At 59.3% G+C, this 21,270-nt stretch carries 17 protein-coding genes; 5 read left to right on the top strand and 12 right to left on the bottom strand.

Features of this window, described 5'->3' with window-relative positions:
* Positions 1 to 60: 60 nt before the first annotated feature.
* The 11 genes from KGB24_RS21115 to KGB24_RS21065 all read right to left on the bottom strand — a co-directional run bounded on the left by KGB24_RS21115 (position 61) and on the right by KGB24_RS21065 (position 14,255).
* On the bottom strand, positions 61 to 1,290 hold the full coding sequence (locus KGB24_RS21115; RefSeq protein ID WP_223415949.1) for a multifunctional CCA addition/repair protein: 1,230 nt from the start codon (positions 1,288 to 1,290) through the stop codon (positions 61 to 63).
* A gap of 63 nt (positions 1,291 to 1,353) precedes the next feature.
* A complete protein-coding gene (locus tag KGB24_RS21110) occupies positions 1,354 to 2,916 on the bottom strand; it encodes a SpoVR family protein (RefSeq protein WP_008027050.1) in 1,563 nt (520 codons plus the stop codon).
* Complete coding sequence (locus tag KGB24_RS21105; protein ID WP_007947798.1) at positions 2,913 to 4,184, bottom strand: YeaH/YhbH family protein; 1,272 nt, start codon at positions 4,182 to 4,184, stop codon at positions 2,913 to 2,915. The genes KGB24_RS21110 and KGB24_RS21105 overlap by 4 nt, the downstream gene beginning before the upstream one ends.
* Before the next feature lie 204 nt (positions 4,185 to 4,388).
* On the bottom strand, positions 4,389 to 6,311 hold the full coding sequence (locus tag KGB24_RS21100) for a PrkA family serine protein kinase (RefSeq protein WP_008027052.1): 1,923 nt from the start codon (positions 6,309 to 6,311) through the stop codon (positions 4,389 to 4,391).
* A 296-nt stretch (positions 6,312 to 6,607) separates the two neighbouring features.
* Positions 6,608 to 6,937 (bottom strand): thiosulfate sulfurtransferase GlpE, encoded by a 330-nt coding sequence (gene glpE, locus KGB24_RS21095; protein WP_008027054.1) that lies wholly within the window; start codon positions 6,935 to 6,937, stop codon positions 6,608 to 6,610.
* 33 nt (positions 6,938 to 6,970) lie between these two features.
* A complete protein-coding gene (locus tag KGB24_RS21090) occupies positions 6,971 to 7,855 on the bottom strand; it encodes a symmetrical bis(5'-nucleosyl)-tetraphosphatase (RefSeq protein WP_223415948.1) in 885 nt (294 codons plus the stop codon).
* A complete protein-coding gene (gene apaG / locus KGB24_RS21085; RefSeq protein WP_008027059.1) occupies positions 7,855 to 8,235 on the bottom strand; it encodes a Co2+/Mg2+ efflux protein ApaG in 381 nt (126 codons plus the stop codon). Before apaG ends, KGB24_RS21090 begins: the two co-directional genes overlap by 1 nt.
* Before the next feature lie 123 nt (positions 8,236 to 8,358).
* Positions 8,359 to 9,177, bottom strand: a complete 819-nt coding sequence (gene rsmA, locus KGB24_RS21080; RefSeq protein WP_008027060.1) for a 16S rRNA (adenine(1518)-N(6)/adenine(1519)-N(6))-dimethyltransferase RsmA — start codon at positions 9,175 to 9,177, stop codon at positions 8,359 to 8,361.
* Positions 9,174 to 10,163, bottom strand: coding sequence for a 4-hydroxythreonine-4-phosphate dehydrogenase PdxA (gene pdxA, locus KGB24_RS21075; RefSeq protein ID WP_223415947.1), 990 nt, complete (start codon positions 10,161 to 10,163; stop codon positions 9,174 to 9,176). The genes rsmA and pdxA overlap by 4 nt, the downstream gene beginning before the upstream one ends.
* Positions 10,160 to 11,476, bottom strand: a complete 1,317-nt coding sequence (gene surA / locus KGB24_RS21070; RefSeq protein WP_223415946.1) for a peptidylprolyl isomerase SurA — start codon at positions 11,474 to 11,476, stop codon at positions 10,160 to 10,162. The genes pdxA and surA overlap by 4 nt, the downstream gene beginning before the upstream one ends.
* Positions 11,457 to 14,255: an LPS-assembly protein LptD gene (locus KGB24_RS21065; RefSeq protein ID WP_223415945.1), complete on the bottom strand. Its 2,799-nt coding sequence runs from the start codon at positions 14,253 to 14,255 to the stop codon at positions 11,457 to 11,459. Before KGB24_RS21065 ends, surA begins: the two co-directional genes overlap by 20 nt.
* Positions 14,256 to 14,385: 130 nt before the next feature.
* On the opposite strand from KGB24_RS21065, the gene KGB24_RS21060 reads away from it, so the two are divergent.
* From KGB24_RS21060 to KGB24_RS21050, 3 genes are read left to right on the top strand one after another with little or no spacing between them, the layout of a single operon-like run.
* Positions 14,386 to 15,405, top strand: a complete 1,020-nt coding sequence (locus tag KGB24_RS21060; RefSeq protein WP_223415944.1) for an aminoglycoside phosphotransferase family protein — start codon at positions 14,386 to 14,388, stop codon at positions 15,403 to 15,405.
* Positions 15,402 to 16,073: an N-acetylmuramate alpha-1-phosphate uridylyltransferase MurU gene (murU, locus tag KGB24_RS21055; protein ID WP_223415943.1), complete on the top strand. Its 672-nt coding sequence runs from the start codon at positions 15,402 to 15,404 to the stop codon at positions 16,071 to 16,073. Before KGB24_RS21060 ends, murU begins: the two co-directional genes overlap by 4 nt.
* A 1-nt stretch (position 16,074) precedes the next feature.
* Positions 16,075 to 16,842 carry a TerB family tellurite resistance protein gene (locus KGB24_RS21050; protein WP_223415942.1) on the top strand — a complete coding sequence of 256 codons (768 nt, stop codon included), beginning with the start codon at positions 16,075 to 16,077 and terminating at the stop codon, positions 16,840 to 16,842.
* A 138-nt stretch (positions 16,843 to 16,980) separates the two neighbouring features.
* Here the strand turns inward: KGB24_RS21050 and KGB24_RS21045 are convergent, their stop codons facing one another.
* Positions 16,981 to 17,970 carry an alpha/beta hydrolase family protein gene (locus tag KGB24_RS21045; RefSeq protein WP_008027072.1) on the bottom strand — a complete coding sequence of 330 codons (990 nt, stop codon included), beginning with the start codon at positions 17,968 to 17,970 and terminating at the stop codon, positions 16,981 to 16,983.
* A 73-nt stretch (positions 17,971 to 18,043) separates the two neighbouring features.
* On the opposite strand from KGB24_RS21045, the gene KGB24_RS21040 reads away from it, so the two are divergent.
* Both KGB24_RS21040 and KGB24_RS21035 read left to right on the top strand, forming a co-directional pair.
* A complete protein-coding gene (locus KGB24_RS21040; protein ID WP_223415941.1) occupies positions 18,044 to 20,440 on the top strand; it encodes a PAS domain S-box protein in 2,397 nt (798 codons plus the stop codon).
* Positions 20,441 to 20,567: 127 nt separating this feature from the next.
* Entirely contained in the window at positions 20,568 to 21,197 is a 630-nt protein-coding gene (locus KGB24_RS21035) for a response regulator transcription factor (protein ID WP_003210977.1), read from the top strand.
* Positions 21,198 to 21,270 lie beyond the last annotated feature (73 nt).

Below are 21,270 nucleotides of genomic sequence, written 5' to 3'. Positions count from 1 at the left end.
AGGCTCGCTCCCACAAGGGTTGCGCTAAACCTGTGGGAGCGAGCCTGCTCGCGATGCTTTTCAGGCAGACGCCCCGTCTTTGTAGGCTTTCAAAGCTTTTAGCCGCTCACGCTTGATCTCCTCTCCCAGCTCCGGCCCCTTGAATCCCTTCTCCAGCAACGGCTGTACCGCCACGCTGCGGGCTGCATTCGCCGCCCCGCGCAAATAATCCGCCTGTGGATAACTTCTCTGCTCCAGCCCTTTGCGCCCGCGCGCGTCCATTTCACACGCTGCAATAAACTCCTCAAACCGCTGCGGGCGACGATAGACGTCAAAACTCTGCAGCAGCTCCAGCAGTGTCGAGGGCTTTAGCTCCAGGGCGCGATGGCCATGGGTGTGATACTGCCCCACCAGCAAAGCCAGTTCCTGGCAGTCCTTCGGTGCCTTGAAGCGTTCATTGACCGCTTTGATCAGCTTCAGGCCGGTGTGTTCGTGGGCGATGTGCCGCGGCCAGTCTTCTTTCGGCGTCAGCCCTTTGCCCAGGTCATGCAGCAGGCAAGCCCAGCGCACTGTCAGTGGTTGTTTGTGCAGCGCTGATTGCTCAAGCACGCTCAAGGTGTGCACGCCCGTGTCGATTTCCGGGTGATGAGCTTCCGGTTGCGGTACGCCGAACAGGGCATCGACTTCTGGCATCAGCACCTTGAGAGCGCCGCACTCGCGCAGCACTTCGATAAACACCTGCGGTTGATCTTCCAGCAGTGCGCGGGAAATTTCTTTCCAGCTACGTTCGGCGGTCAATGCCTCCAGTTCGCCCGATTCGCTGAGTTGGCGCATCAGCTCCAGCGTTTCCGGTGCGACGGTGAAGCCCAGTTCCGCATAACGAGCGGCAAAGCGCGCAACGCGCAGAACACGGAGCGGATCTTCGGCAAATGCGGGGGAAACGTGACGCAGAACGCGAGCTTCGAGATCACGTTGGCCATGGTACGGGTCGGTCAAATTCTGTTGATCGTCTTCAGCCATGGCGTTGATCGTCAGGTCGCGACGAATCAGGTCTTCTTCGAGGGTGACTTCGGGGCTGGCGTGAAAGGTAAAACCGCCGTAACCGCGTCCGCTTTTGCGTTCAGTCCGGGCGAGGGCATATTCCTCACCACTTTTTGGATGAAGGAACACCGGGAAGTCCGCGCCCACCGGGCGATAGCCCTTGGCGAGCATTTCTTCGGTGGTGGCGCCGACCACGACCCAGTCGATATCGGTGACAGGTTTGCCCAGCAGGCGATCGCGTACCGCACCGCCGACTTTATAAATCCGCATAAAAAACCTCCGTTAGCCCGACAGAATAACCGTTGCGTCGAGCTTGCGGAGGCACGAACAGGATCAAAGATGAATGACGGCCAGGTCCAGCCGGCCGTATTCGCCTTCGCTGTGCTCGCTTCTGGGCGGTACGTGGTGGGTTTTCATCACCTGATCCCCTTGCAGGGTTTCCAGGTGAATGTCGAAGCCCCAGAGGCGGTGCAAGTGTTTAAGCACTTCCTCGGTGGACTCACCCAGCGGTTTGCGGTCGTGTTGCTGGTGACGCAGGGTCAGGGAGCGATCTCCGCGGCGGTCGATGCTGTAGATCTGGATGTTGGGTTCGCGATTACCCAGGTTGTACTGCGCGGCCAGGGTTTCCCGGATGGTGCGGTAGCCATCTTCGTCGTGGATGGCCGGTACCAGCAGGTCGTCCTTCTGGTCATCATCGAGAATGCTGAACAATTTCAGGTCGCGGATCACCTTCGGTGACAGGTACTGCAGGATGAAGCTTTCATCCTTGAAGCTGCTCATGGCGAACTTGATGGTGGATAGCCAGTCGGTGCCGGCGATTTCCGGGAACCAGCGATAATCTTCTTCGGTGGGGGTTTCACACATGCGCCGGATATCACGGTACATGGCAAAGCCCAGGGTGTAGGGGTTTATTCCGTTGTAGTACGGGCTGTCGAAGCCCGGCTGGAAGACCACGCTGGTGTGGGACGTCAGGAACTCCATCATGAAGCCGTCGGTGACCAGGCCTTCGTCGTACAGGTCGTTCATCAGGGTGTAATGCCAGAACGTGGCCCAGCCTTCGTTCATCACCTGAGTCTGGCGTTGCGGGTAAAAATACTGCGCGATCTTGCGCACGATCCGCACGATCTCCCGCTGCCAGGGCTCCAGCAGCGGCGCGTGTTTTTCGATGAAGTACAGGATGTTTTCCTGCGGTTCGGCGGGGAAGCGTGCGTTGTCCCGGTCGCTGTACTTGTCCGCGCCTTTCGGAATGGTGCGCCACAGATCGTTGATCTGTTTCTGCAAATGCTCCTCCCGGTCCTTTTGCCGACGACGTTCTTCCTCGGCGGAAATCGGGTAAGGGCGTTTGTAGCGGTCAACCCCGTAGTTCATCAGCGCATGGCAGGAGTCCAGCAGGTCCTCGACCGCGTCGATGCCGTGGCGCTCTTCGCACTGCATGATGTACTGCTTGGCGAACACCAGGTAATCGATGATCGAACTGGCGTCGGTCCAGGTGCGAAACAGGTAGTTGCCCTTGAAGAAGCTGTTGTGTCCGTAGCAGGCGTGAGCCACCACCAGCGCCTGCATGCAGATGGTGTTCTCTTCCATCAGGTAGGCGATGCAGGGGTCCGAGTTGATCACGATTTCGTAGGCCAGCCCCATCTGCCCGCGAGTGTAGGATTTTTCGGTGCTGAGGAAGTGTTTGCCGTACGACCAATGGTGATAACCCAGCGGCATACCGACGGAGGCATACGCGTCCATCATCTGCTCGGCCGTGATCACTTCGATCTGGTTGGGGTAGGTGTCGAGCGCATAGCGAGCCGCGATACGACTGATTTCGCGGTCGTAGGCCTGGATCAGCTCAAACGTCCATTCGGAGCCGGTGGAAATGGGTTGGCGCTTCTGCTCTTTGGCGGTCATGTCACTAACCTGCGCTGGAAGAGTTCACGGAAGACCGGATAGATATCCCCGGCCGAGACCAGTTGTTGCTGGGCAAAGGTGTCAGAAAAGGCTTCGGCGATGCGCTCGTACTCGAACCACAGGGCCTGATGTTCGCGCGGGGTGATCTCAACGTAAGTGTAGTACTGCACGAACGGCATGATCTGGTTGATCAGAATGTCGCGGCAGATCGGCGAGTCGTCATTCCAGTTATCGCCGTCGGAAGCCTGGGCGGCGTAGATGTTCCACTCGTTGCTCGGATAGCGTTCGGCCATGATCTCCTGCATCAGTTTCAACGCGCTGGAAACGATGGTGCCGCCGGTTTCGCGGGAATAGAAGAATTCTTCCTCATCGACTTCCCGGGCACTGGTGTGGTGGCGGATGAAAACCACGTCAATCTTGTCGTAGTTACGCTTGAGGAACAGGTACAGCAGGATAAAGAAACGCTTGGCGATGTCCTTGGTCGCCTGGGTCATGGAGCCGGACACGTCCATCAGGCAGAACATCACCGCCTTCGAACTGGGGTTGGGTTGCTTGATCAGCAGGTTGTACTTGAGGTCGAAAGTGTCGAGGAACGGTACGCGATGAATGCGCGCACTGAGTTTTTCGATTTCTGCCTCGATTTTCTGAATATCGCCGAAGTTGTCCGGTTCTTCCTGCTTGAGTCGCAGCAATTCCTCTTTGGCTTCGCGCAGTTTCGCCCGGCTGCTGCCGGACAGGGCGATTCGTCGGGCGTGGGCCGAGCGCAAGGTGCGGATGATGTTGATCCGCGACGGGTTGCCTTCGTTGCTGATGCCTGCACGAACGGTTTTGAAGGTATCGGTGCCGGTCAGGTTGCGCTTGACCAGATTGGGCAGTTCCAGGTCCTCGAACATGAACTCGAGGAACTCTTCCTGGGTGATCTGGAAGACGAACTCGTCCATGCCTTCACCCGAGTTGCCAGCCTTGCCGGGCCCTCTGCCGCCGCCACCTCCGGGCGGACGGGCGATGTGCTCGCCGCTGGTGAACTCTTTGTTGCCGGGGTGCACGACGGTCTGTTTGCCCCCGCGACCGTGGTGAAGCACCGGCTCGTCGATGTCGCGGCCGGGAATGCTGATCTGTTCGCCGTGTTCCATGTCGGTGATGGAGCGCCGGCTGACCGCCTCTTCGACAGCCTTTTTGATGTGATCACGGTAACGCCGCAGAAACCGCTGACGGTTCACCGTGCTCTTGTTCTTGCCATTGAGACGTCGGTCGATCACATAGCTCATGACTGCTCCTTAGAAGCTGTCCTGAAAGGGGCGAGCGGTGATGCAGCATCGGACCGAAGGCCAAGGGATATTCAACGCTCCCCCAAGCGCTTTGGATGCTGCCTGAACTCGCTACCGACTTTCGAACACCTTCCAGAGGCCTGTGTAACAGAAAATGCGTACACAGGCCTCTGGCTGACGACAACCGGTCTGACCGGCAGCGGGTTATTGTGATTTTCTGACCCGCAGGTACCACTCGGACAGCAGTCGTACCTGTTTGTCGGTGTAGCCCCGCTCGACCATCCGTGTGACGAAGTCGTTGTGTTTCTGCTGGTCCTCTTTGCTCGCCTTGGCGTTGAAGCTGATGACGGGCAGGAGGTCCTCGGTGTTGGAGAACATTTTCTTCTCGATGACCACCCGCAGTTTTTCGTAGCTGAGCCAGGTCGGGTTCTTGCCGTTGTTGTTGGCACGGGCGCGCAGCACGAAGTTGACGATTTCGTTGCGGAAATCCTTCGGATTGCTGATACCGGCCGGTTTTTCGATTTTCTCCAGTTCTTCGTTCAGCGCCACGCGATTGAGGATCTCGCCGGTTTCCGGGTCGCGGTATTCCTGGTCCTGGATCCAGAAGTCGGCGTACAGCACGTAGCGATCGAAGATATTCTGGCCGTACTCGCTGTACGACTCGAGGTAGGCGGTCTGGATTTCCTTGCCGATGAACTCGATGTAACGCGGCGCCAGGTACTCCTTGAGGAAGCGCAGGTAGCGTTCGCGGGTTTCAGCCTGGAATTGTTCCTGTTCGATCTGTTGTTCCAGCACGTAGAGCAAATGCACCGGGTTGGCGGCGATTTCGTGCGGATCGAAGTTGAAGACCTTCGACAGAATCTTGAACGCGAAACGGGTCGACAGACCGTTCATGCCTTCGTCGACACCGGCATTGTCGCGGTATTCCTGGATCGACTTGGCCTTCGGATCGGTGTCCTTGAGGTTTTCACCGTCGTAGACCCGCATCTTGGAGTAGATGTTCGAGTTTTCCGGCTCCTTGAGGCGCGAGAGCACGGTGAACTGGGCGAGCATCTTCAGCGTGTCCGGTGCGCAGTGCGCCTTGGCCAGGGAGCTGTTGAACAAGAGCTTGTCGTAGATCTTCACTTCGTCGCTGACCCGCAGGCAGTACGGCACTTTGACGATGTAGATCCGGTCGATGAAGGCTTCGTTGTTCTTGTTGTTGCGGAAGGTGTGCCATTCCGATTCGTTGGAGTGGGCCAGCAGGATCCCGGTAAACGGAATCGCCCCCAGGCCTTCGGTACTGTTGTAGTTACCTTCCTGGGTGGCAGTCAGCAATGGGTGCAGCACCTTGATCGGTGCCTTGAACATTTCGACGAATTCCATCAGGCCCTGGTTGGCCCGGCACAGTGCGCCCGAGTAGCTATAGGCGTCGGCGTCGTTTTGCGGGAATTCTTCCAGTTTGCGGATATCGACCTTGCCCACCAGTGCCGAGATGTCCTGGTTGTTTTCGTCTCCCGGTTCGGTTTTGGCCACGGCGATCTGGTTGAGGATCGATGGATAGAGCTTCACCACGCGGAACTGGCTAATGTCGCCGCCGAATTCGGCCAGACGTTTGGTGGCCCATGGCGACATGATGGTGTTGAGATAGCGCCGCGGAATGCCGAAGTCTTCTTCGAGGATCGCGCCATCTTCGGTGGCGTTGAACAGACCCAAAGGAGATTCGAAAACCGGCGAGCCTTTGATCGCGTAGAAAGGCACCTTCTCGATAAGCTGTTTCAGCTTCTCGGCCAGGGACGATTTACCGCCGCCGACGGGGCCGAGCAGATAGAGGATTTGTTTCTTCTCTTCCAGGCCCTGAGCGGCATGGCGGAAATACGAGACGATCTGGTCGATGCATTCTTCCATCCCGTGGAAGTCTTCAAAGGCCGGATAGCGGCGGATCACCTTGTTGGAAAAGATTCGCGAAAGCCTCGAGTTGGTCGAGGTGTCGAGCAGCTCCGGTTCTCCGATGGCCAGCAACAGACGCTCGGCGGCGGAAACGTAGGCGCTGCGGTCCTTTTTGCACAGCTCCAAGTACTCTTGCAGTGAGAGTTCTTCCTGGCGTGTGGACTCGAAGCGTTGTTGGAAGTGGCTAAAGATACTCATGACGTCACCTCGCTCGATACGTGGAGCCGACGCCGGATCAGTCAGTCGATGCTGGCAGCGACCGGATATGCAGTCGCTGTTTACCCCCCAGAACCCTTTCAAAGCGTACCGCCCCGAAAGCTACTCCCGATGACCCGCGCGCCGGTGTACCGGCTCTCCCCTGTTTTGGATGGCCTGCGCTTAAGGATAGTTGCTTATTCGGGAGGTAAAGGCGAGATGCGTAATTAGTTGTGGCAGACCGTTCGTCTGCCACCGCGCAAGCCCGCGGCAGCCGGGGCTTGTACGTTACAAAAAAATTATTCGGAAGTGCCTTGCGCGGTTTCCGAAGGATAAGTCGTACGCCACAGCTCAAAACCGCCGTCCATGCTGTAGACATCGGAGAAGCCCTGGCTGATCAGGTAGGCCGCTGCGCCCTGGCTGGAATTGCCGTGATAGCAGACCACCACCGTCGGTGCGTCCAGGTCCGCGCCCTGAATGAAAGCATGCAGGGAATGGTTGTCCAGATGCTTCGAGCCGCTGATGTGCAGCGCGGCAAATGTTGCCGGGTCTCGAACATCGACCACCACTGCGCCTTGTTCGCGCAAGGCCTGGGCCTGTTCTGGGGGGATACGTTTGAATTCGCTCATGGCGGGCTCCTGTGGCTCGGCTGAAAGCGCAGTCTAGCGCCGGGCGCTGGCTGGCGTTTGTTCGGAAATAGGGGAGGCGACTGACGGCAGGAAGGTGTGGCCATGCTCGTCGCATTTGCACTGAAGGCGTTCAAGGGTGTCGACGTTCATCAGGGTCATCGACCCGCCCCAGACGCAACCGGTGTCGAGGGCGAAGATGCCCGGCTCGTTGCACTGACCTTCGAGCGCTGCCCAGTGGCCGAAGATGATCTTCACGTCTCTGGTCTTGCGCTCCTTGTAAGTGAACCAGGGCGCATAACCTGGCGGCGCGGTGTCGACGCCTTCCTTGCCCTTGAGGTCGAGTTTGCCTTCGCTGGTGCAGAAACGCATGCGGGTGAAATAGTTGGTGATCACGCGCAGGCGGGTTACGCCTTTGAGATCGCTGTCCCATTTCAGTGGTTCGTTGCCGTACATGCCGTCGAGGTAAGGCGTGAAGCGATTGTCGTCGCGCAGGGCCTCTTCGACTTCGGCGGCGCACTTCAGGGCTTTGCGCAGCGACCATTGCGGGGGGATGCCGGCGTGGACCAAGGCGATGTTGCGTTGCTCGTCGTAATGCATGAGCTTTTGCTGGCGCACCCATTCCAGCAGTTCCACACGATCCGGCGCTTCGAGAATCTCGCGCAGGGTGTCGGCTTTCTTCAGGCGTTCGATGTTATGCCCGGCGGCCAGCAGATGAAGATCGTGGTTGCCGAGCACGCATACCAGTGATTCGCGCATGCTATAGAGGAAGCGCAAGGTTTCCAGCGACTGCGGGCCACGGTTGACCAGATCGCCCACCAGCCACAGTTTGTCCCGGGCAGGGTCGAAGGCGACCTGCTTGAGCAGGCATTTCAACGGTTCGAGGCAACCTTGCAGGTCGCCAACGGCATACGTCGCCATCAGTGCAGGGCTCCGGGCACCGCCAGGCGGAATGGAGCGATGATGGCGTCGAAGTGTTTGCCGTCTTCGGCAATCATTTGATAGCTGCCTTGCATGTTGCCGACCTTAGTCGTCATCACCGTGCCACTGCTATAGGTATGGCTCTCGCCTGCCTTGATCAACGGCTGTTGGCCAACCACGCCGGCACCGCGAACCTCCTCGACATGCCCGTCACCATCGGTGATCACCCAGTGCCGCGACAACAGCTTGGCCGGTAATTCGCCATTGTTGTGTACGGTGATGGTGTAAGCGAAGGCAAAGCGGTTTTGCTCGGGTTGCGATTGTTCTGCCAGATAGCGGGTGACGACGCTGACGTCGACCTGATAACGAGGATCGGACATTCAAGAGGCCTTAAAAACGAAGCGGGACGCGGGGCGTAGCTGATGGAATTCAGTCTAGGCCAAGTATCGGGTAGTAAACCAGACATGAGGGCTGGTGTCCTACCCGATAACGCTTGTTGCCTGTCAGTCGGCGGCGGGTTTCTGTAGGACTTGTTCGCTGAGTTTGTCGGCCAAGCGTACGAAGGCTGCAAGATCGAGCTGCTCCGGGCGCAGGCTGCCGTCGACACCGGCGGCGGTGATTTCGTCGTTGCTCAGCAGCAACTTGAGGGTGTTGCGCAGGGTCTTGCGGCGCTGGTTGAAGGCTTCGCGCACGACGCGCTCCAGCAAGCGGTGATCCTTGGCCGGGTGCGGCAGTACGGCGTGAGGCACCAGGCGCACGATGGCAGAATCGACTTTCGGCGGCGGGTTGAACGCGCCGGGGCCAACGTTGAACAGGTGCTCTACGCGACAATGGTACTGAACCATGATCGACAGACGACCCCAGTCACCGCCGCCAGGGCCTGCCGCCAGGCGCTCGACCACTTCTTTCTGCAGCATGAAGTGCATGTCGCGAATGATGCCTGCGTTGTGCAGCAGGTGGAAAATCAGCGGCGTGGAGATGTTGTATGGCAGGTTGCCCACCACACGCAGGCTGTTCGGCGCAGCGTTCAGGCTGTTGAAGTCGAACTTCAGCGCATCGCCCTGGTGCAGGTTGAAATTGCTCTTGCCGGCGAACTGCTGGTTGAGGATCGGGATCAGGTCTTTATCCAGCTCCACTACGTCCAGCTGGGCACCGCTGTTCAGCAGGCCTTGGGTCAGCGCGCCCTGGCCCGGACCGATTTCCAGCAGGCGGTCTTCGGGCTTGGCATGGATGGAGCGCAGGATGCGGTCGATAACGCCGGCATCGTGCAGGAAGTTCTGGCCAAAGCGTTTGCGCGCCTTGTGTTGGTAATGCTCGGTCATAAACGGGTCTCGGCCATCTGGTAGGCGGTTTCCAGGGCGACTTGCAGGCTGCCGGTGTCGATTTTGCCGCTGCCGGCCAGGTCCAGGGCAGTGCCGTGGTCGACCGACGTGCGGATGATCGGCAAGCCGAGGGTCACGTTGACTGCTGCGCCGAAGCCTTTGTATTTCAGCACAGGCAAGCCCTGGTCGTGGTACATCGCCAGCACCGCGTCGCAGTGCTCCAGATATTTGGGGGTAAACAGAGTGTCGGCGGGCAGGGGGCCGCGAAGGTCCATGCCCTCGCCACGCAGGCGCTCTAATGTTGGTTCGATGATGTCGATTTCTTCATGGCCCAGGTGTCCGCCTTCGCCGGCATGGGGATTGAGCCCGCACACCAGGATACGCGGCTGGGCGATGCCGAATTTTTGTTGCAGGTCGGCATGCAGAATCCGCGTGACGCGCTCCAGACGCTCCGGTGTGATTGCATCGGCAATCTCGCGAAGGGGCAGGTGAGTGGTGACCAGCGCCACGCGCAATCCGCGGGTCGCAAGCATCATCACCACTTGCGCGGTTTGCGTCAGGTCGGCGAGAAATTCTGTATGCCCGGAAAAGGCGATACCCGATTCGTTGATCACGCCCTTGTGCACAGGGGCGGTGATCATTCCGGCGAAGTGCCCGTCCAGGCAGCCCTGACCAGCGCGGGTCAGGGTTTCCAGTACGAAAGCGGCATTGGCTTTGTCGAGCTGACCGGCAGTCACCGGCGCATTGAGCGGCGTATCCCAGACATACAGGCTGTTGGCTGGCGCGGGGATATCCGGCCAGTTGTCCGGGGTCACCGGCAGTAAATCAACGACCACGCCCAACTGCGCGGCCCGCTCAAGGAGCAGGTCGCGGCTGGTAATGGCAATCAGGGGATGTGGCTGGGCTTGCGAGGCAACCAGCAGGCACAGGTCAGGACCTATGCCGGCCGGTTCGCCGGGTGTCAGCGCGAAACGTTGGGGTTTCACTGCGCTGCCTGGTCTGCACCAGGGAGTTTGATCTCTACGTACGCTTCGTCACGGATCTGACGCAGCCAGGTTTGCAGCTCTTCGTCGTATTTGCGGTTACGCAGTACGGTCATTGCTTGCTGCTCACGGGCCTGGGTGGTGCTGTCCGTGGCGCGGCGGCCAAGGACTTCCAGGACGTGCCAGCCATATTGGGTCTGGAACGGCTTGGACAGCTGACCTTGTGGGGTCTTGGCCATCACTTCGCGGAACTCGGGCACCAATGCATTCGGGTCGATCCAGTTCAGGTCGCCGCCGTTGAGGGCGGAACCCGGGTCTTCCGAGAAGCTTTTCGCCAGTTCGCCGAAATCTTCGCCCGATTCGATACGGGTGTAGAGCGACTGGGCCAGGGCCTTGGTTTTTGCTTCGTCGCGGATCGGGCTAGGTTTGACCAGGATATGACGCACGTGTACTTCGTCACGGGTCTGGGTCTCGCCGCCACGCTTGTCGAGGATCTTCAGGATGATGAAGCCGCCCGGCGTGCGCATCGGCTGGGTTACATCGCCGACCGACATGGTGCTCAGCATGCGATCGAACGGAGGTGGCAATTGAGCGGCTTTACGCCAGCCCATGTCGCCGCCTTCCAGTGCGGTTTCGCTGGCGGATTTGGCAATTGCCAACTGAGCGAAGTCAGCGCCTTGCTTGAGCTGCTGGTAAACCGCGTCGGCCTGTTTGGCAGCACTCTGAATTGCATCGGAATTAGCACTTTCCGGTGTAGGAATCAGGATGTTGGCCAAGCGGAACTCTTCGGACAGCTGCATTTTGCCAAGGTCGGAAGCGAGGAAGTTCTTCACTTCCTGCTCGGACACTTGAATGCGCTCAGCCACACGGCGTTGACGCACGCGGCTGATGATCATTTCACGACGAATCTGCTCGCGAGCGTCTTCATAAGACAGGCCATCACGAGTCAGGGCCGCGCGGAATTGATCGATCGACATGTTATTGCGCTGGGCAATGGTGCCGACCGCCTGATTCAGCTCTTCATCGGTGATGCGAATGCCGGAGCGCTCGCCGATCTGCAGTTGCAGGTTTTCGACGATCAGACGCTCAAGCACCTGCTGGTCCAGCACGCTGGCCGGCGGCGCAGCAGCACCGCGTTTGGCGATGGTTTGCTGAACTTCATGAACACGCTGGTCCAGTTGGCTCTGCATGACCACGTCGTTGTCGACAATGGCCACCACCTTATCGATGGACTGTACCGCGGCATTCGCCGCAGTACCCAGGAACAGCGCGCCCAGCATTAGCGGGCGCAGACAATCAGAAAGCTTGGTCTTCACGTTCACGATAACCTTGGATGCCTTTGTCGAGGAAGCTCTCTACTTTGGCGCCGGTGAGGCCGCCGAGACCTTTCAGAACGATTTGTAGGAAGATGCCATGGTCGCCTTTTTCGTTTTCCGGGGAGTTCTGGCTGAACTCCTCATACGAAACCCAGTAACGGCTGATCAGGCGCAGTTTCCAGCAGCAGTTGTCGTACTCGAAACCACCGAAGGCTTCCAGGGTACGGTTGCGGTTGTAGTCATACTGCCAGCGACTGATGGCGTTCCATTGCGGCACGATCGGCCAGATCACCGAGAAGTCGTGCTGTTGGATCTTGTAGTAGTCCTTCACGTAGCCCGGGGTGCCCGGAGTACCGTAGTCACCACCGCCCACCGACCATTGACCGGTGTTCTGGTCGTAACGGACCTGGTCATTACGATAGCGATAGCCGGCGTTGATGACTTTGTTCGGGTTGTCTTCAGGCTGGTAGTGGAACATCGCGCTGCCCGAGCGAGGGCTGCGGCTTTCCGGGTCCCAGTTGTAATTGGCAGTGGTGCGCCAATCGCGGTTCCAGCGGTATTCGTATTCCAGCGCATAAGGCGAAACATCAGTCTGCGAATCCAGGCGGGTATTCGCATCGATCCCCGGCAACTGGACTTTGCGGTCTTGGAAATACAAGGCCTGGCCGACGCTGAGGCGTTGACGTTCGAAGCCGTCTTCTTCGATCCAGCGGTTGGTCACGCCCAGCGACAGTTTGTTCTCGTCGCCGACACGGTCGGAACCAGAGAAACGGTTGTCGCGGAACAGGGACGCATAGTTGAAGGTGTATTCGCCAGTGTCGAAAACCGGGATGTCCTTCTGGTCTTCTTCAGGGACGTACAGGTAGAACAGGCGTGGCTCCAGGGTCTGGCGATAGTTCTTGCCAAACCATGTGGTGTTACGGTCGAAATACAGGCCGCTGTCGATGCTTGCGATCGGGACGCCGCGGTTCTGGTTGCTGCTGAACGTACCGTTGAGACGATCACGTTCGGCGCTCTGGCCGGCGATGTCGGCTTTACCCTTGCCATCGAGATCCAGCTGATATTGGGTGTACTGATACTTGAGCGATGGCTTCACGAAGCCATAGGTCCAGTCCAGTGGCAGGCTGACGCCTGGCTTGAGGTTGAGGCGGTCACCGTTGGCGCGGGCCAGGCCGAACACATTGGTGTCCAGGCGAGGCGACAGGTTGCCGTTTTCATCGGAGAACTGACCCGTTTTCAAATCACGATCGAAACGCACGACTTCTGTTTCGTAGTCGAATTTCAGGCCGTACGGGCGCATTGGCAGCCGACCATTGAGGCTGATCTGCGGCAAACGATCATAGGGCGTGATGTTGGAAACGGTTGCAAGCTGATACGCCTGGGCGTTCAAACGAGCGGTGTAGTTGTCGCCACGGTAAGAAACGGAGCCTTGCTGATTGACGTAATCCTCGGTTTTTACACCAATCTGATCGGTCTGCAGATCCTGGAAATAATAAGGATCGCTGATTTTGGTGTAATCGACTTGCGTGAAAACGCGCGAGTCGAGGCCGCCCTTGTGCTGCCAGTTGTACATGTAGCGGGTTTTTTCGTAGTCGGTCTGCTTGCTGCGGTCGGTGTTGTCATCATTGAGGTACGCAGCACCGAACTGACCTTCGCTGGACTTGGTCAGGTAGCGGAACTCGCCTTCCATCAACAGGCCGCGCTTGCTCATGTAGCGCGGGTACAACGTGGCATCGTAGTTCGGCGCCAGGTTGAAGTAGTACGGAGTGACCAACAGGAAGCCGGTATCGCTGCCGCTGCCAATGGTTGGCGGCAGGAAGCCGGACTGACGACGGTCGTCGATCGGGAAATAAATGTACGGCGTGTACAGAACCGGAATGTCCTTGACCCGCAGCGTCACGTTGGTCGCGGTACCGAAACCGGTCGCCGGGTTCAAGGTGATGTTGTTGCCCTTGAGCTGCCAGGCGTTGCTGTTCGGTTCGCACGTGGTGTACGTACCATCCTTGAGGCGGATGATCGCGTTCTCGGCACGTTTGGCGTACAGCGCGTTACCGCGGATACGGGATTTGTGCATCACGTATTCGGCGTTGTCGACCTTGGCCTCACCGGTGTCGAGCTGCACTTCGGCGTGGTCGCCGACGATCAGCGCGCCGTTGTCGCGAATGCGTACGTTGCCGTCCAGCTCGCCACGGCTCTCGGCCTGGTAGAGGTTCGCTTCGTCGGCTTCAGCCTGCATGCTGCCCTGACGCAGGACCACGTCACCGGCCAGGGTAGCGATCTGTTCATCCTGCTTGTAGCGAGAAGCCTTGGCACCGACAAACGTCGGGGCGTCACTTTTATTCGTCTTGTCATTCATGCCAGGACGAATTGGTTCGATATAGGAACCAGAGCAGTAAGGACCGGTTTCGGCCAATTGCGCTGCAGTGAGATTCTCGCGCGGAACCCAGTCAAGGTGACTGTAGTCTGCGCTACGGGACTTGAGGCCGCGGCCTTTGGATTCGGTGACCTGCACAGGCTTGGTGCCGGTGTCTTCACTGGCGCCGCTCTCGGTAGGTGCTTCACCGGTCGCGGAGACTGCGCTGCCCTCATGGATGGGACGCGGTGGCAATGCAGCCGCCGGCGTCTTGGGCGCACAGTTCCAGGCACCCGAAGCAGAGACTGAGCAGTCATACTGTTCCGCGGCGACCACGAACGAAGTGGCTAGAGGTTGCAGGGCCAGCAGACTGCCAGTGACCAACAACGGAAATTTTTTACGAAACGCGGGGGATTTCAATGCCATCTTATTAGTCCGGGCTTCCTGCGTGCCATCTGCCCGCGGTGTGGGCCGCACGCCTCTCGATGGTCTGAAAAAGATGCTGGATAATAAAGCATGACCCGCTTGACGGCTAGCGCCGTCGGAGACCCTTGCAATGCCTGACCAAGATGTACGTTTGCAACACCTGAAAGTTTGGCTCGATGAGCAATTGGCGACCCTCTTTGCAGAGCAGAGTTGGGGCGCCGTACCCCCGGCCACGTTGACCGCGGCCAGCAGTGATGCGAGTTTTCGGCGCTATTTCCGTTGGGAAGGCGGCGGCAAAAGTTTCGTCGTAATGGACGCGCCGCCGCCCCAGGAAAACTGCAAACCCTTCGTGGATATCGCTTTTTTGCTGGCGAAATCCGGAATAAATGTGCCGAAAATTTATGCCGAAGACCTCGAACGCGGTTTTCTTTTGCTCAATGACTTGGGCAACAAGACCTATCTGGACGTTATCGACAGCGAAAATGCCGACGATTTGTTCAAGGATGCCTTGCAGGCTCTGTTGGCTTTTCAGCAGTTGCCGATGGTTGCTCCGCTGCCGAGTTATGACGTGGCGCTGTTGCGTCGCGAGCTGGAATTGTTCCCCGAGTGGTTTGTGAAGCGTGAGTTGGGCATCGAGTTCGACCCTGCGCAGCAAATGCTCTGGCAGAACGTGTCGCAGCTGCTGATCGACAGCGCCCTGGCGCAACCGAAAGTCCTGGTGCATCGCGACTACATGCCGCGCAACTTGATGCTCAGCGAGCCGAATCCCGGCGTGCTGGATTTTCAGGATGCGGTCTATGGCCCGGTGACCTATGACGTGACCTGCCTGTTCAAGGACGCGTTCCTGAGCTGGCCCGAGGAGCGAGTGCACGGTTGGCTGCAAGATTACTGGCAGCAAGCGGGCGCCCTCGGCATTCCCGTCCAGCCAGACTTCGATGACTTCCTGCGCGCCAGCGACCTGATGGGCGTGCAGCGTCACCTGAAAGTCATCGGTATCTTCGCCCGCATCTGTCATCGCGATGGCAAGCCGCGTTACCTCGCCGACGTGCCGCGCTTCTTTGCTTATATAGATGCAGTGATCGCCCGTCGTCCTGAACTGGCGGAGCTGGATGTGTTGCTGCTGAGTCTGCGTGCTGGAGTGAATGCATGAAGGCAATGATTCTGGCTGCGGGTAAAGGCGAGCGCATGCGCCCGCTGACCCTGACCACGCCAAAACCGCTGGTCCGCGCTGGCGGGGTGCCGCTGATCGAGTATCACCTGCGCGCGCTGGCCGCTGCCGGGTTTACCGAAATCGTGATCAACCATGCCTGGCTGGGACAGCAGATCGAAGACTATCTGGGCGATGGTTCGCGTTATGGCGTGAGCATCCAGTACTCGCCCGAAGGTGAACCGCTCGAGACCGGTGGCGGGATTTTCCGCGCATTGCCATTGTTGGGTGATGAGGCGTTTGTGGTGGTCAACGGTGATATCTGGACCGACTATGACTTCAGCGTCTTGCATCAACCCATCAGCGGCCTGGCGCATCTGGTGTTGGCGGATAACCCGAGCCACCACCCGGCAGGCGATTTCACGCTGGTCGACGGGCAAGTGCACGACGGCCAGGCAGATTCGCCGACCCTGACTTACAGCGGCATTGCAGTGTTGCATCCGCAGCTGTTCGACGGGCACACCGCCGGGGCGTTCAAGCTTGCACCGCTGCTGCGCACGGCCATGGCCGATGGGCAAGTCTCGGGTGAGCGGCTGAGCGGACGGTGGGTGGATGTCGGAACTCACGAGCGTCTGGCGGAAGTTGAAACTCTGATCGAAGCGAGTCGCTGAGATGCTGTGGCCAGGGACTCTGATTGGAGCCGGAGCGGGCTTTGCCATTGCCAGCATTCCGGGGGCCTTGCTCGGCGCTTTATTGGGGCAGGCGCTGGATCGGCACCTGCAATTGCATTCGTGGGGGCATTTGCGTGAAAAGCTCGGTGGCAGGCCGGTGCTGCGCAACGATGAGCTGCTGTTCGTGTTGCTGGGACGGCTGGCCAAATGCGATGGGCGAGTGGTAGACGGGCATATCCAGCAGGCGCGCCTGGAAATGCAGGCACTGGACATGACCGAGCCGGCCAAGCGTCGGGCGATTGCCGCGTTTAACCGAGGCAAGTCGGGCCATGACCGGTTGCGTGGTTATCTGCGGCGCTTGAGTGAGCAACCCCACGCGGCGGAAGGCGTGTTGCGCGCCTGTTGGCGAATGGTCTGGGCCGATGGTCGTGCCGGGCATGCCGAGCGCGAACTGATTCGCCAATGGGGTAAATGGCTGGGCTGGACGTCGTATCAGGTGCAGGCGCTGGCGGCTGACTATGAGCCGCACAAGCAATCGTCGGCCGGCACTGCCATCACTTATCAGGAAGCGTTGTCGCTGTTGGGGGTGTCCGCCACCACCGAACCGGCGCAGATCAAACGCGCCTATCGGCGCCTGCTGAGTCGTCATCATCCGGACAAGATTGCCGGCAGTGGTGCGACGGCGTTGCAGGTACGCGAGGCAACGGACAAGACGCGCGAATTGCATAACGCCTATACGTTGATTCGTCAGCGGCGGGATTTCAGGTAGTCAGTGTGTGATGCGTCGTCAGTGACGACGCCTTCGCGGGCAAGCCAGCTCCTACAGGTTTTATGTCGATCACAAAAATTGCGTACGGCATAAACCCTGTGGGAGCGAGCCTGCTCGCGAAGGGGGCAACTCGGTCTATCAGTCCGCAGCCTGAGGATTCAACCAGCCCCGCACCCGGCGAACCAACTGCTCCTGCTCTGCTTTCGAGTCACCCGGCAACGCCTTGAGCGATACTTGACTGAACGCCGAGCCCTTCAAACGCTTGCTGGCCTGCAAGCGTTCCAGAGCTGCGTTGCGGTCCAGCGGCTTGTCCTTGTAGAAGATGTCGGCGGTGGGCAGTTTTAGTGTCGGCGTCAGCTCAGCCAAGCCAGGTTTTGCTGCCACGGGCGTCTGCGCAGCGACCATCGCGAACTTCTCGACTTGCGAGGGCTGCCTCTCGCTCAGATAACGCGCGGCCCAGTAAGCGCCGGTGCCATGACCCAGCACCACGATGCTGCGAGCGCTCTGCTGTTCGGCGTAGGCAACAGCCGCATCGATGCGTGCGAAAATTCGTTCGGCGTCGGCTTTGACCTGTTCATCGCTGGTTTCAGCAATGGCCTTGTCGGCCACCTCCGCTTCACCGCCCGCCGCCTGCTCGATGGGCGCCGCCGTGGTCGAGTCCTTGCTGGCGGCATCAGGTGCTTTGGGCGGTGGCGTTACTTCAACAATACGTGGCGCAATGGCATCGCTTTGCACGTCTGGCAAGGTGATACTCAGGCTGCTCCACTCGGCGTCCGGCAATTGGCGCCGCAGCGGGCCGATTGCCTGCGGCCAGTCAACGGTTTCGCCAGCGCCCGGGATGATAATCACCGCACCCTTGGGATCAGCGGTATTGGCCGGCTTCCACAAGGCCAGAAACGTGTCGCTGCCGGCCTGGAGTTGTTGCTGTTCCTGAGCGGGAATTTTTCGCTCAAGTGCTGCCGCTTCTTCCTGACTACGCTCAAGCAGCGGCTGACGTTCGACCGGTTTTTCGTCTGCGGACTTTTCCGCGGCGGCCGGTGCCGGGTCTGCGGCCTCGACGGAAAAGGCGCAAGGCAGGATCAGCGACAGGCACAATGCTGGCAGTGCCAGGCGGTAGACAGGGGGCATCGGATATTCCAGGCCAGAAGTGGTTCCGGCAGCCTAATGGGTTGGTCAGTATTTGTCAGTGTGTGAGACTTCAATGATGCGTTTTTGCTGTCTGTGGGTTATCGGCTGTTTGTGGTTTCCCTTGATGGGCTGGGCGGCGCCTGCGCCACCGGAGCACACCGCGCAGTTGTCTGCGAGCCAGCAGCAATGGCTCGCGCAACATAATGAATTACGCGTCGGACTGGTGTTGCAAGTGCCCTATGCGCAATACGATCGCCGTTTGCAGCGGCTGTCCGGGGTTAACGTCGAGCTGATGAAGTGGGTGGCAAAAGCGCTCAAGGTCGAGTTGAGCTGGCGTAACTATCCCGACCTTGCGCAACTGGAAGCCGCCGCGCGCGAAGGTGAAATCGACATCGCCCCGGGGTTGGCGCAAACCCCCGGCGGCCTGCGCCTGTGGCAGTTTTCCGATCCATACATGCGGGTGCCGCAACTGGTGGTCAGTGACCAGAAGGGCGCCGGCGTGGTCGAGTTGGAAAAACTCGACAGCCAGACCCGCGTCGCCGTACGCATGCCCAGCGCCACCGCCGATTACCTGCGCAGCAATTACCCGCATTTGAACCTGCAGGGCGTGCCGATCGAGCGTCAGGCACTGCAACTGTTGTTGAGTCAGCAGGCCAGTTATGCCGTGGTCGATGAAGCGCAATTGGGACGTTTGTCTGTCGAACCGGAGTTTGCCGGGTTGGTGGTGGTCGGTGATATTGGCCTGCCGCAACTGCTGCGCGTGGCTACACGGCGGGACTGGCCGGAACTCGCCGGCATCATCGAAAGCGCGCTGCGGGCGATCCCCGCCAAGGACCTGGAACAACTGCACAACCAATGGCTGCAAGCCAAATACCCGCGACTGACCGAGTCGCCGGGTTTTTGGCAGAACCTCTGCCTGCTGTTGGCAGTGTTGATGCTGAGCTGCATGGCGATCGTGGTCTGGCAGCGTCGGCAGCAACACAGTCTTGAGCAACGGTTGTTGGTAGCACGCGAAGACATTGCCTTGCGTGCCGCCAGCGAAGAAGCGTTGCGCCTCACCCAGTTTTCCATCGACCAGAGCACCGTCGGCATTCTCTGGGTCAACTGGGACAGCCATGTGCGCTACGCCAACCGCGCCGCGGAAACCATGCTCGGCTATCCGTCGGGAGGCATCATCGATCGGCCGTTGATCGATTTCGAACCGGGTCTGCACATGGACCGCTGGCTGAACCTGTGGAAACGCGCCCGCGCCAGCGAAGAAGGGCCGCTCAGCTTTGAAACCAATTGCCTGCGAGCCGATGGCAGCATTCTGCCGACGGATGTTTCGTTGAGCTTCCTGCGTTTTCGCGATGGCGAATACCTGGTGGTCTACCTCAACGACGTCACCGAGCGTCGTCGTGCGCTGGCCGCGTTGCAGGAGAGCGAGGCGCGCTTGCAAGGGATTGCCGCGAACGTGCCTGGATTGGTCTTTCGCCTGGAGCGGGCTCCGGTGACAGGGCAGATCGACTTTGCCTACATCAGCGAGGGCAGCGAGAGCCTGGTCGGTTATTCCCCCACCACATTGGCCCACCGCGACAAAGGTCTGCGTAGCCTGGTGCATCCGGATGACAAGGCCAGTTACCACCAGACGCAGGATCATGCGCTGGACACTGACAGTGACTGGTCGTGGCAAGGGCGGATTCTCACGCGCCAGGGCGATCAGCGCTGGGCCGAGATCAAGGCCATCACGCGTCGCCTCGATGACGGCACCTATGTCTGGGACGGCATCGTCTGGGACATCAGCGAGAGCAAACGCATTGAGCTGGAACTCGCCAGCTCCCGTGAGCAATTGCGTGAATTGTCCGCACACCTGGAGAGCGTGCGAGAAGAGGAAAAGGCGCGCATCGCCAGGGAAGTTCACGACGAGTTGGGTCAGATGTTGACCGTTTTGAAACTGGAAACGTCCATGTGCGAACTGGCCTACGCCCAGCTCGACCCAGGTCTGAATGAGCGCTTGAACAGCATGAAGCGTTTGATCGCTCAGTTGTTCCAACTGGTGCGCGATGTGGCCACGGCGTTGCGGCCACCGATTCTCGATGCCGGGATCGCTTCGGCCATCGAATGGCAGGCCCGGCGTTTCGAGGCGCGCACGCAGATTCCGTGTCTGGTGCAAGTGCCGGAGAACTTGCCGGTGCTCAGCGATGCCAAGGCGATCGGCTTGTTCCGGATTCTTCAGGAAGCGCTGACCAATGTCATGCGGCATGCCCAGGCGCATACTGTTGAACTGACATTGACGCTTGAGGGCGACGAGTTGTGCCTGACTGTCAGCGATGATGGCGTAGGATTTGTCGCCACTACTGGTCGGCCAACATCCTTTGGGGTTGTGGGCATGCGCGAGCGAGTGTTGATCATGGGCGGGGAGCTGTTGCTTGAAAGTGAGCCGGGGGAGGGCACGACGTTGAGTGTGCGCGTACCTTTGGATGAGGCCTGAAGAATTTGTGTTGGTTTTACTGACGCCTTCGCGAGCAGGCTCGCTCCCACACGGATTGTGTGAACGCCACAGATCCAAATGTGGGAGCGAGCCTGCTCGCGATAGATCTTGAATCTGGAGAAAGACCGTGATCCGTGTACTGGTAGCCGAAGACCACACCATCGTTCGCGAAGGCATTAAACAACTGATCGGCCTGGCCAAGGACTTGCTGGTGGTGGGCGAGGCGAGCAATGGCGAGCAGTTGCTCGAGACCTTGCGTCATGTGCCTTGCGAAGTGGTGTTGCTGGACATCTCGATGCCGGGCGTCAATGGCCTGGAAGCGATTCCGCGGATTCGCGCACTGAACAATCCACCGGCGATCCTGGTGTTGTCGATGCACGACGAAGCGCAAATGGCTGCCCGGGCGTTGAAGGTCGGCGCGGCGGGTTACGCGACCAAGGACAGCGACCCGGCGCTGCTGTTGACGGCGATCCGCAAGGTCGCGGCGGGCGGTCGTTACATCGACCCGGACCTGGCCGACCGCATGGTTTTCGAAGTCGGCCTGACGGATTCGCGGCCGCTGCATTCGTTGCTCTCGGAGCGCGAATTCTCGGTGTTCGAACGCCTGGCCCAGGGCGCCAACGTCAACGACATCGCCCAGCAACTGGCCCTGAGCAGCAAAACCATCAGCACCCACAAGGCGCGGCTGATGCAGAAACTCAACATCACCTCGCTGGCTGAACTGGTGAAGTACGCCATGGAACACAAACTGCTCTGAAAACACCGAATCCCCCCTGTAGGAGCCGGCTTGCTGGCGATGGCGATCTCAATGACGCCATCGCCAGCAAGCC

This window comes from Pseudomonas sp. BF-RE-25 (assembly GCF_019956105.1).
GTDB lineage: Bacteria > Pseudomonadota > Gammaproteobacteria > Pseudomonadales > Pseudomonadaceae > Aquipseudomonas > Aquipseudomonas migulae.
This window is presented reverse-complemented; position numbering and strand designations above follow the sequence as displayed.

Excerpts from the sequence above, each read along its gene's own strand:
- KGB24_RS21115 (WP_223415949.1), bottom strand. The coding sequence starts at position 1,290 with ATGCGGATTTATAAAGTCGGCGGTGCGGTACGCGATCGCCTGCTGGGC.
- KGB24_RS21110 (WP_008027050.1), bottom strand. The coding sequence starts at position 2,916 with ATGACCGCCAAAGAGCAGAAGCGCCAACCCATTTCCACCGGCTCCGAA.
- KGB24_RS21105 (WP_007947798.1), bottom strand. The coding sequence starts at position 4,184 with ATGAGCTATGTGATCGACCGACGTCTCAATGGCAAGAACAAGAGCACG.
- KGB24_RS21100 (WP_008027052.1), bottom strand. The coding sequence starts at position 6,311 with ATGAGTATCTTTAGCCACTTCCAACAACGCTTCGAGTCCACACGCCAG.
- glpE (WP_008027054.1), bottom strand. The coding sequence starts at position 6,937 with ATGAGCGAATTCAAACGTATCCCCCCAGAACAGGCCCAGGCCTTGCGC.
- KGB24_RS21090 (WP_223415948.1), bottom strand. The coding sequence starts at position 7,855 with ATGGCGACGTATGCCGTTGGCGACCTGCAAGGTTGCCTCGAACCGTTG.
- apaG (WP_008027059.1), bottom strand. The coding sequence starts at position 8,235 with ATGTCCGATCCTCGTTATCAGGTCGACGTCAGCGTCGTCACCCGCTAT.
- rsmA (WP_008027060.1), bottom strand. The coding sequence starts at position 9,177 with ATGACCGAGCATTACCAACACAAGGCGCGCAAACGCTTTGGCCAGAAC.
- KGB24_RS21065 (WP_223415945.1), bottom strand. The coding sequence starts at position 14,255 with ATGGCATTGAAATCCCCCGCGTTTCGTAAAAAATTTCCGTTGTTGGTC.
- KGB24_RS21060 (WP_223415944.1), top strand. The coding sequence starts at position 14,386 with ATGCCTGACCAAGATGTACGTTTGCAACACCTGAAAGTTTGGCTCGAT.
- murU (WP_223415943.1), top strand. The coding sequence starts at position 15,402 with ATGAAGGCAATGATTCTGGCTGCGGGTAAAGGCGAGCGCATGCGCCCG.
- KGB24_RS21050 (WP_223415942.1), top strand. The coding sequence starts at position 16,075 with ATGCTGTGGCCAGGGACTCTGATTGGAGCCGGAGCGGGCTTTGCCATT.
- KGB24_RS21045 (WP_008027072.1), bottom strand. The coding sequence starts at position 17,970 with ATGCCCCCTGTCTACCGCCTGGCACTGCCAGCATTGTGCCTGTCGCTG.
- KGB24_RS21040 (WP_223415941.1), top strand. The coding sequence starts at position 18,044 with ATGATGCGTTTTTGCTGTCTGTGGGTTATCGGCTGTTTGTGGTTTCCC.